General features: G+C 56.2%; 11 protein-coding genes, 1 tRNA gene and 1 pseudogene. 9 read left to right on the top strand and 4 right to left on the bottom strand.

Annotated features, from left to right (window positions below; translation table 11 throughout):
- Window positions 1-134 precede the first annotated feature (134 nt).
- From Q1A85_RS10920 to Q1A85_RS10945, 6 genes are all read left to right on the top strand, one after another.
- Complete coding sequence (locus tag Q1A85_RS10920) at window positions 135-1025, top strand: carbon-nitrogen hydrolase family protein (RefSeq protein WP_299688493.1); 891 nt, start codon at window positions 135-137, stop codon at window positions 1023-1025.
- Window positions 1026-1106: 81 nt separating this feature from the next.
- A complete protein-coding gene (gene infA, locus Q1A85_RS10925) occupies window positions 1107-1325 on the top strand; it encodes a translation initiation factor IF-1 (protein WP_005978431.1) in 219 nt (72 codons plus the stop codon).
- A gap of 9 nt (window positions 1326-1334) precedes the next feature.
- Window positions 1335-1904: a nucleoside triphosphate pyrophosphatase gene (locus tag Q1A85_RS10930; protein ID WP_299688496.1), complete on the top strand. Its 570-nt coding sequence runs from the start codon at window positions 1335-1337 to the stop codon at window positions 1902-1904.
- Window positions 1901-2899, top strand: coding sequence for a ribonuclease E/G (locus Q1A85_RS10935; protein WP_299688499.1), 999 nt, complete (start codon window positions 1901-1903; stop codon window positions 2897-2899). Before Q1A85_RS10930 ends, Q1A85_RS10935 begins: the two co-directional genes overlap by 4 nt.
- Window positions 2899-3069 (top strand): DNA gyrase inhibitor YacG, encoded by a 171-nt coding sequence (gene yacG / locus Q1A85_RS10940; RefSeq protein ID WP_299688502.1) that lies wholly within the window; start codon window positions 2899-2901, stop codon window positions 3067-3069. The genes Q1A85_RS10935 and yacG overlap by 1 nt, the downstream gene beginning before the upstream one ends.
- Before the next feature lie 92 nt (window positions 3070-3161).
- Window positions 3162-3236: transfer RNA gene (locus Q1A85_RS10945), tRNA-Phe, on the top strand.
- Between the two features lie 252 nt (window positions 3237-3488).
- Here Q1A85_RS10945 and Q1A85_RS10950 read toward each other — a convergent pair.
- The gene (locus tag Q1A85_RS10950; RefSeq protein ID WP_299688505.1) at window positions 3489-4871 is read right to left on the bottom strand and encodes a HEPN domain-containing protein; all 1383 of its coding nucleotides are present in this window, start codon (window positions 4869-4871) and stop codon (window positions 3489-3491) included.
- A gap of 403 nt (window positions 4872-5274) precedes the next feature.
- On the opposite strand from Q1A85_RS10950, the gene Q1A85_RS10955 reads away from it, so the two are divergent.
- The gene (locus Q1A85_RS10955) at window positions 5275-5727 is read left to right on the top strand and encodes a hypothetical protein (protein ID WP_299688508.1); all 453 of its coding nucleotides are present in this window, start codon (window positions 5275-5277) and stop codon (window positions 5725-5727) included.
- A gap of 135 nt (window positions 5728-5862) precedes the next feature.
- Here the strand turns inward: Q1A85_RS10955 and Q1A85_RS10960 are convergent, their stop codons facing one another.
- Window positions 5863-6144 carry a DUF6471 domain-containing protein gene (locus tag Q1A85_RS10960; RefSeq protein ID WP_299688511.1) on the bottom strand — a complete coding sequence of 94 codons (282 nt, stop codon included), beginning with the start codon at window positions 6142-6144 and terminating at the stop codon, window positions 5863-5865.
- A gap of 97 nt (window positions 6145-6241) precedes the next feature.
- Between Q1A85_RS10960 and Q1A85_RS10965 the strand changes: the two genes are divergently transcribed.
- Together Q1A85_RS10965 and Q1A85_RS10970 are read left to right on the top strand one after the other, a co-directional pair.
- Window positions 6242-7201 (top strand): IS1595 family transposase, encoded by a 960-nt coding sequence (locus Q1A85_RS10965; RefSeq protein ID WP_299688514.1) that lies wholly within the window; start codon window positions 6242-6244, stop codon window positions 7199-7201.
- 60 nt (window positions 7202-7261) lie between these two features.
- Window positions 7262-7795, top strand: coding sequence for a hypothetical protein (locus tag Q1A85_RS10970; protein WP_299688517.1), 534 nt, complete (start codon window positions 7262-7264; stop codon window positions 7793-7795).
- A 391-nt stretch (window positions 7796-8186) separates the two neighbouring features.
- Here the strand turns inward: Q1A85_RS10970 and Q1A85_RS10975 are convergent, their stop codons facing one another.
- Both Q1A85_RS10975 and Q1A85_RS10980 read right to left on the bottom strand, forming a co-directional pair.
- Window positions 8187-8537: a hypothetical protein gene (locus Q1A85_RS10975; protein ID WP_299688520.1), complete on the bottom strand. Its 351-nt coding sequence runs from the start codon at window positions 8535-8537 to the stop codon at window positions 8187-8189.
- A gap of 297 nt (window positions 8538-8834) precedes the next feature.
- Window positions 8835-9604: pseudogene (locus Q1A85_RS10980) on the bottom strand (DDE-type integrase/transposase/recombinase); the annotation flags it as partial.

The following is a 9604-nucleotide window of genomic DNA, read 5'->3' on the forward strand; positions in this document are numbered from 1 at the left end:
CTTTCCATAGTTTTACGTTTCTTGAAACTAGTGACCGCTCTAGGTCAAGTTTATTCAGGTCTCAGGCATTGCTTTATCGAAAGTTTCGAAACATGGGGGTTGCCGCGCCCTTCGATGCGATGCACCCTGAGGAGATGAAGATCGCGACCGCCGCCTACCCGCTTGATGCCCTGCCCGACTGGACCGCCTACGAAGACAAACTGTCCGCGTGGGTGGATGAGGCGGCAAGTCACGGCGCAGACCTTTTGGTGTTTCCCGAATACGCGGCGATGGAATTGGCAACGCTTGCAGGCCCGGACGTGGCGGGTGATCTGGAACAATCGCTGCACGCCGTTTCCGACCGGCTGGCGGATGCGGATGCGTTTCATGCAGAGCTGGCCCGCCAGTTCCAGGTCCACATCCTTGCAGGATCCGGCCCCGCGACCACGGATCTGCCCGACGGCGTGACCCGTCCGGTCAATCGGGCACGCTTTTTTGCACCGTCGGGCGCGATGGGTGTGCAGGACAAACAGGTCATGACCCGGTTTGAGGCCGAAGTGTGGGATGTCGTGCCCGGCGGGCCATTGCAAATGTTCGACACAGGCTTGGGCAAGATCGGCATACTGATTTGTTATGACAGCGAATTTCCCTTACTGGGTCGAGCGTTGGCCGATGCTGATTTAATCCTAGTGCCATCCGTGACCGAAGCGCTCAGCGGCCATACCCGGGTCAAGATCGGCGCCCGCGCCCGCGCGTTGGAAAATCAATGCGTAACCGTAATGGCCAGCCTTGTCGGCACAGCGGACTGGAACGACGCGGTGGACGTGTCCAACGGGGCGGGCGGCGTCTTTGGCCCACCGGACAAGGGGTTTCCCGACGATGGCGTGCTGGCTGCGGGCGTGCTGAACGCCCCCGGTTGGACCTATGCAGATGTGGACCGCGCCGCCATTGACGCGGTGCGAACCGACGGCACCGTGCTGGGCCGACGCGACTGGAGTGCCAGCGGCGACCGTGCCGATCACGTCACGGTCACACCGCTCGCCTGATTAGCCCTTGAAATATTGACCTTATGGGCGCATGTAAGCCTGCGTCCGCACATTGGCGGGCCGTGTAACGAAGGAGAGACCATGGCCAAGGAAGATACGCTCGAATTTCCCGGTGTCGTGAAGGAACTCCTGCCCAATGCGACGTTTCGGGTCGAGCTTGAGAATGGCCATGAGATCATTGCACATACGGCAGGAAAAATGCGCAAGAACCGGATTCGTGTTCTCGCAGGCGACAAGGTGCAGGTCGAGATGACCCCCTATGATCTGACCAAGGGTCGGATCAACTATCGCTTTAAATAGCGGTTTACATTGGCGTTTATCCTCGGATCGGGAAGCCCGAGACGGCTTGAGCTGCTCGGGCAGATTGGCGTTGTGCCGGATGCGGTGCGGCCGCCCGATATCGACGAAACCCCGCAAAAGGCCGAATTGCCCCGTCCCTACTGCGCGCGCATGGCCCGAGAAAAGGCGCAGGCCGTGACCGCGGATGTGGGCGACGTTGTGCTGTGCGCCGATACCACCGTGGCGCTTGGCCGTCGTATTCTGGGCAAGCCGGAGGATGCAGACGAAGCTGCGGCATTCCTTCGCCTGATGTCGGGGCGCAGGCACCGTGTGATCACTGCCGTGGCCGTCCGCAAGGGCACACACCTGTGGCAACGCGACGTGGTCAGCACGGTCCGGATGAAAGCACTGTCTGAGCATGAGATTGCAGGCTACCTCGCCACCGGTGATTGGCGCGGCAAGGCCGGAGGCTACGGCATTCAGGGGCCTGCGGGCGCGTTGATACCGTGGATCAGCGGGTCGTTCACCGCCATCGTCGGACTGCCTCTGACAGAAACAGCGGGCCTGCTACAGGCCGCCGGTATCGAGGTGTGGGCATGAAGGGGCACCAGATCATCCTGGGTGATGTCCAAGGACGTGAAGCGGCTGCTCTAATCACGGATGGGGTCCTGCAGGATCTGATCGTGGACGCAGACGCCCCGCGCCCCGGTACGATCTACCGCGCCAAGGCAACCCGTCCGGTCAAAGGTCAGGGTGGCATGTTCTTCGACACGCCCGAAGGCAGCGCGTTCCTGCGCGGCGCCAAAGGGTTGGCGCCGGGTGACATGCGCCTGGTGCAAGTGTCGGGCTATGCCGAACCGGGCAAGGCCATTCCCGTCACCGACCGCATCCTGATCAAAAGCCGCTATGCGATCGCCACACCGGATGCGCCGGGCATCAACATCTCGCGCAGCATCCGTGACGAGGAGGTGCGCGTCGCCCTACGCGCCACCGCAGACGCTTACGATGCAGAATTGGGCACATGCGGCTTGATTGTCCGGTCTGCAGCCGCTGACGCAAATCTCGACGCTGTCGCCGAAGATATTGAGCATGTGGTGGCCATCGCGCTGGCCGTTGTGGACGACGCGGGAACGGATGCGGAAAAGCTGATCGAAGGGCCCGGCCCTCAGGAACTTGCGTGGCGCGACTGGCCAACCGGAGCGCCGGAACAGGGCGACTTGGCCCCCCATCTGACCGCTGCTTTGCGTGCCGATGTCTCACTGCCGGGGGGTGGCAGCCTCTGGGTCGAAAACACACGCGCCTTTGTCGCGGTCGATGTGAATACCGGCAGCGATACTTCTCCGGCGGCGGGCCTCAAGGCCAACATCGCTGCGGCCCGGGATCTGCCACGCGTGTTACGGCTCAAAGGGCTGGGCGGTCAGATCGTCGTGGATTTTGCCCCGATGCCGAAAAAAGAACGGCGCGCGCTGGAAAACGCATTGCGCGTTGCGTTCAAACCCGACGCGGTTGAAACGAGCCTTCTTGGCTGGACCACGCTCGGGCATTTCGAATTGACGCGCAAACGCGCACGCGCGCCACTCTCCGAGGTGGTCTAGTGGCCTGTCCAATTTGCCAGAGCGAAACCGCGCCCAAATACCGCCCGTTCTGTTCACGCCGTTGCGCGGATATTGATCTGGCCCGGTGGATGAACGGCGGCTACGCGGTGCCGTCAGAAGACGAAGAAGAGGCATCGCAGCCTCCGCCTGACCCGCCGATGCCACACTAGAGAGGCCCGCCTCAACTTTTGTCGATTTCCCTATGGACAGCGCAGCACAGTCGTCCTATCACCCGCCCACCCGAAGCTGAGGCTTCATCCGTGCCCGGGTAGCTCAGGGGTAGAGCAGTGGATTGAAAATCCTCGTGTCGGTGGTTCGATTCCGCCCCCGGGCACCACTTTTGCCAAATAAGATCAAGTGGATATATGCCTTGCTCTGGTTTTGGGCCAACAAAGGCTTGGCCTCGGGTATCATATGGGTAGCATTTTAAAGCGGCTTCTCATGCTACCAAATTAGCATCGGACCATAACGGTCATTGGCGTGATCCAACAAATGCTGCGCTCGCAGCCCGCGTTGCGGACATTGGCTTGGTGCTCAGACCCTGGAGTTACGTAAACTGACGGTCTGCAGGCATTCGTCTGGCGCAAAGCTAGTAACGTTTTCCGGAATCATGCAGAATCATTCTGAAGAGTGCCTGCTGGGTCAGATTGAAGCCGCTGATGAATGCGCTTTGGCGATCTTCCAAATTGCGTTTGTGCCTTGCGTCGGTTGCGCCATGAACGATTGCTGAGCGGACGTCATAGAACTGTTTGATTGCAGCTCGCATATCGTCCTTATGGGTTTCATCGACACCCAGCAGTTCGGCCATCCCATCCTGGAGTTTTCGACTGATCCCACCGTCTTTCGGCCTAAACATCAATTCTAACGATTGCGAAACATCCAGAATTCGGTCGTTGGCACCAAAACGACCCAAACGCGCCAGAGCTTCTGAGAGTCGATGAATGACGGGCGCAAGGCGTTCAAATTCCTCATCGCTACGTTTGCTATAGGCTTGTTTGGCCAAATCGATCGAGCTGTTCTGGAGTTGTGGGGGGGCTCGAAAAGGATCGCGCCGACGTCCAACTTGACGGATCGGTTGGGAGCCACCTTGATTGTGAGCTAACCCCAAAAGGCCATGTGCGGAACGATGCACACATCCGTGCATCAAAATGAAAGGTAAGATCGGCGTTTGGTTCGCAATGGACAGGATCTCCAAAAACGTGAGAGCGTCATCCTCAAATCTTGGTGGCCAGCTAGGGCTCTCCTCCGGATAGTCAGTCTTCCTCCGAAACGCCGGTCGCCAATCGAACGGTCGCACCACAGCGCCAATCTGCCGCCAATCACGTCGGTCCATCTCCTCCGGCACAAAGTCCCGGATCCATTCGCGCTCCAGATAGTCTGAGAGAACGGCTGCAGGTTTGACGATTAAACCCTCCTGAATCTCAAATTCGTTGCGAATTTCGGGACCATGGAAGAGCAGTAGATCGTAGCCTAAATCGAGCCCGTTTGGGACATCAACTTCTAAGGTCGTCGAACTCAGATCCAGGATCGCTCCAAGTTCGTTCGCAGCTTTCCTATATCCGCCATTTCCATGGTCATGTGCGCGTTCCATTAGACCAACCACGATCTGTGTCAGCCACGTGAGCGATGTCCCGTTCAAAATTTTGACGTGAAACTCGTCATTTCCGATACGCGTCCCAAGCGCTCTAGCGAGTGATGGGTGTGACCTCAGGATACCTCTTACCGGGTCTAGGGCCTCGCGAAGCGGCTTGTAGTAATTCTTCTCAGCGGATCGTGAGGCCAAGCGCGCGAGATCATAGAGATGGGCCAAATCATCCTTTGGAAAGGGTGTCTCATCTACTCCGTTGAATGACTTGCGCGTCGGGTAAGAGCTCGCTTGCCAATATGCTTCAAGAAAGGGTTCTTGAACTTTGGCGAGTTGGCTCAGTGCTGGCACCAAACGGTCGCACCATGTATCCAAAGAGTATGTCATCAGGTTCGTTTAGCTGAAAATGGAGGAGATGTGACCAGGCCCCTTCCTGCCATTTCATGCGCCAGGGCGTACTGCAGCGCTGCTATCTGGAAGCCGACCTTAATCAAGTGGGGTTGGCGAAAACACGAGGGCTATCTAGTCTGCAGTGCAAAATTGATACGCGATTGCGCTTCCGCCTATTGTTGCGATCCATTCCACTAGCACGAGGTGACAATAATTGGGTTCGAGACTACCGGAACGCCAAAAATGGTTGGAGAACGCACTACAGGGTCTCGCCTTTTGGATTGGACACCGTCATTCGTTTTTTCGCACCTATCCGCTCCCCGAAGGAGCCTTGGTGGCCGAGGCTTGCAACCTTATACAGTCTAACCTTCCGGCGGACCTGATACTCTTGCCGGAATGTATGTACGGCAATCTTGTCCCAAGCGATACAAAAATCGATGGAGTGACCGGGCAATCAAGAGCTGATCTCGTCATTTGCGACCAGTATGCTGCCCCTGTCGGACGGCAGGGAAACGTTGCCGACCATGTAAAGTTTGTATTTGAAGTGAAACGGGGTTCGGCGACTGAGAAGGACATCAATACGGACCTCGCCAGGCTCCATGGCTTCCTCTCAGCAACGCATACCCAAGCTCGCGCGTTTCTTTTTGTAGTTTGCGAGGGCCGTTCACACCCACGCTTCATCAAGAATGGTAAGTCGATTCTGGGCGTGCATGAACTCCCGGGGAAACAGGGCCATTTTCGAGTCCGACGAACCGTCAAAGCTGCGGCGAGTTTCTCAGGAAAGGAGACTGCACACTACGTTTGCCTGATTGAGGTCTTCCTCCATCAGACTGACAAGGCGCTAGCGATCTGAAAATTACATCGGGACCCTTCTCAACACTGCCGCTGCCGCGGAACTGGTCAAACAGTTATTGCCAGCCCAAAAGCAGACTCGGTTTCGGCACATTTCCGGCATTATGGAGCAAGCTCACCAAATATGGTTAGATAGTCATTCCACCTTTATCTCAAGGTCCATCGCGGCAAGGCACTGAAGCAAGAACGCAGAGCTAAAGCCGCCACGGCTTATTTTGTTTGCCACACCGCCAGAACTCATATCGACACCTATTGCAGACAGGCGGACCGTTAGCTGGTCGACGGTCACGCCTTTGAACCGCATGGCCTCTCTGACCATTTCGCGCGCCTTGTCCTCATACTCAACATTCACGGGGCTTGCCTTGCGGGCAACGGGCTTTGGCGGCGCAGGCCGCTGCACCTTATCAATAGTGTTCATGGATCACCTTTTTTGGAATAACCATATTCGGTGAATATATGTGTTGACGGGGATTCTGTCTACGGCCATAAGAAACTCACCGAATAAGGTGAGCATCATGTCCCAGCACTTCCTCCTCTCTCCAGCCGCCAAGACGCTTTCACTCGTGAAGGTCATGCGCATGTCTGAGGAAGAAGCCCGCACGGCGTTTCGCCAAATCCGCTGGACAGAAACCGAAGGTGAGCCGATCTGCCCTGAGTGCGGTTGCGTTGACCACTACGACCTTAAGACCCGTCAGGTGTATAAGTGCAAGGGTTGCGGCAAACAGTACAGCATCACGTCTGGCACGATCTTTCATGGTCGCAAGTTGCAAGTGCGGGATATTCTGGCGGCAATCGCGATCTTCATAAATGGCGCAAAAGGCTACAGCGCATTGCAGTTGTCACGCGATCTGGGCGTTGACTACAAAACCGCCTTCGTTTTGCTGCACAAGGTCCGCGAAAGTATAGAGACCGCGCGTAACGCTGGCGCATTGTCAGGCAATGTTGAGGTCGATGGCGCTTACTTCGGTGGCTATGTGAAGCCTGCCAACGAAAAGAAAGACCGCAAGGACCGCCGCAAGAAAATCCACCAGTCAGGCAAGCGCCAGAGTGTGATTGTCATGCGCGAGCGTGGCGGTCGTACACTTACCTATGTTACACGCACGGAAGCCGAAGGTGTGGCCATTGTCACTGCTAACGTCGAGCATGGCGCAACGGCACACGCCGATGAAGCCTCTCATTGGGATAAGCTGGCCGCATACTTCCCAATAAAGCGCGTGAACCACCAAGAGGCATACTCAAAGGATGGTGCTTGCACCAACCAAGCGGAGAGCTTCTTTAGCCGCCTGCGTCGTGCAGAGGTTGGCACACACCACCACATCGCTGGCAAGCACCTGCACGCCTATGCTGCTGAAATGGCTTGGCGTGAGGACACCCGCCGTGACGACAACGGGACGCAGTTCACGATGGCTGTTGCTGCAACGGTAGCCGCGCCAGTGTCACGCAAGTGGTGTGGATATTGGCAGCGTAGGACTTAATGGAAACATAGCCCTCAATTCTAGCTTGCGGGGCAATCTATTGAGGGCTATTAAGGGTCTATGGAAAACGATTCCCATAGCCCCGCCCTGAATCGTCTTGAAGAAATTGAGGCTTCGATTGCCGCGATTCAAGCTAAGATTGCGCTCCTAGAAGCCGAACGGGCGGAAATTCTTGGGGCGCTTGAAGTCCTTGGCCGCTATATTCAGCCTCAAGAGAAACAGGTGCGCAAACGCACTCGGCCCACCACAAAATCTAGCGAAGGCACTCCTAGGCCGGACGGAATCCCAACGATTTGGGAAATGACCCAAGAAATCTTGGCAACATCGCCGAATGATTGCCTGACAATAGATGAGATTGTTTCAGCCATGGCAGAAACATGGTGGCCTGGGCTTCACAAAACCCAAGTAGCCCCAACGATTTACAATTTTGCATCTGACAAGGATGGCAGGCTTGAAAAGCCCGAAAGGGGGAAGTTCAAGCTAGCTGAAAAGGTAGAGCCCACAGACGAAAAACTTGGCGGTCCACCGTCTGCAGGCTCTTTGTTTTCAACCCCAGCGCAAGGCCGTGAAGCCGGTCCGGGAGGTGGTCCATGATAATATAGCATTCGCCTATATCATGGCGGCTCTCGCGTGAGCGGGGGCCGTTTTGTCATTCGAGTTTACGGCTCGAACAACCAGACTGTTTTGCAGCCCAACCGCGTAAACAATCGCATTTTTTGACGATTCCGTCAACTGCATAACTGTCGCAGCATCAATGGAGACACATGATGCACGACTGCAAGGTGACGCCTGCCATGGCGTCTGTAATCAAACTAGCACGTTCTCAACGCATCCCGTACTCGTGGATCACGGGATACTACACTGGCCTCAATTTTGGCCGGATCGCGGATGTAATGAAGGGGCGCTTGTTCCCAGAAGTACCGCCTGCGCAGGCATTGCCGCCTGACTTCCCAAAAGCAGTGTAACAAAGCGTTGTAAGGGCGGCTCACAGGCCGCCCTTTTTCAATGTCCACAGCTTGCTGACGCCATCCATTCCAGCCTCAATGACCAACCCGTCCTTCTTGATGGTGTTTATGGCAATCCCGATACGCTTCCGCAGCAAACGCAGCGTATCCGCATCCCCCTCTATCGTCTGATCTATGACCCAAGCATTCGCGATCTGGCGTGCTGACAGCGGCTCTGACGCTTCGCGCAGCTGCGTCAGGATAAAGCGTTTCAAATGCCCCTTGGGCGCTGTGTGGCGCGGTATTAAGCCATCATGGTAGGTAGCTGGCGGCTTGGCGTTAGGATCAAACAAGGCAACGCAGGCGTCAATGTGCTTGATGCTGGTGCGCACCTTCTCCGCTTCCGCAGTAATCCTGCCAAGCAGCTTACCAGATCTTTTCTTTTGGCTTTCAGTCCTGAAACAGTGTTCGGGCGTTCGTATTCTACAGAGTTTTCCATGCCCCCTTATGGCTAACCATTTAAGATTATGCAATAACCATATTTAGTGAGCTTGCTCCATAATGCCGCTTTTACGCGCAGCGCAAAGGGCAAAGGCGCGTGTCCGCACCGTTGGTGTTGCCAGAGCTCCTGAAGCTAAGCCACTATTCGAAACCTGTCCGTCGTCAGGGTTTTTGGCACCAATGGCGGTCTAAACTGAGAGAGAGTTTGGCTCATCTGGTTGGCTTGATGATGCGGCGTGCTGTCGATGATGCAAGCGCCGGGCTTCGAGTGTCTTTCGTATGATCTTTTCTCGTTGTTTTTGAATGGCTTTGTCACGCCCGAAGTAGACGTCGGCAGGTGTGACGTTGTTGAGGCTCTCGTGGTAGCGTTGGTGATTGTAGTGGTCGACGAAGGTTTCGATCTGCGCCTCGAGGTCGCCTGGCAGGAAGTGGTTTTCCAGCAGGATGCGGGTCTTCAATGTCTGATGCCATCGTTCGATCTTGCCTTGGGTTTGCGGATGATACGGCGCACCGCGCGAGTGCTTCATGCCCTTCTCCTGCAACCACTCAGCCAAATCGCCAGAGACGTAACTTGACCCGTTGTCCATTGCCCGGCAGTTGATACGCAGTATCAATGAGAGGGGCTGAGCAGGCGCGGTTTATGGACAACATGAACCCGATCACAGCCAGATGCCTGCAGCGCCAGGTCCAATGTGTCAGTCACATCCGCTGCTCGCATGGTGGCGCACAGCTTCCAGAAGATGATGTAGCGGCTGTCGTCGTCTCGGGTTGTGCTGAGATAGAACCAACCCCAACCGATGACCTTGAGATAGGTGAAGTCGGTTTGCCAGAGTTGGTTGATGGCCGTTGTTTTGTGCTGGAACACATCGGCGGCTTTCAGAACGATGAAGGCCGGGCTGGTGATCAGATCATGCGCTTTGAGCGTGCGATAAACCGTGGATTCCGAGACAAAGTAGCG

The organism is uncultured Tateyamaria sp. (assembly GCF_947503385.1).
Lineage (GTDB): Bacteria > Pseudomonadota > Alphaproteobacteria > Rhodobacterales > Rhodobacteraceae > Tateyamaria.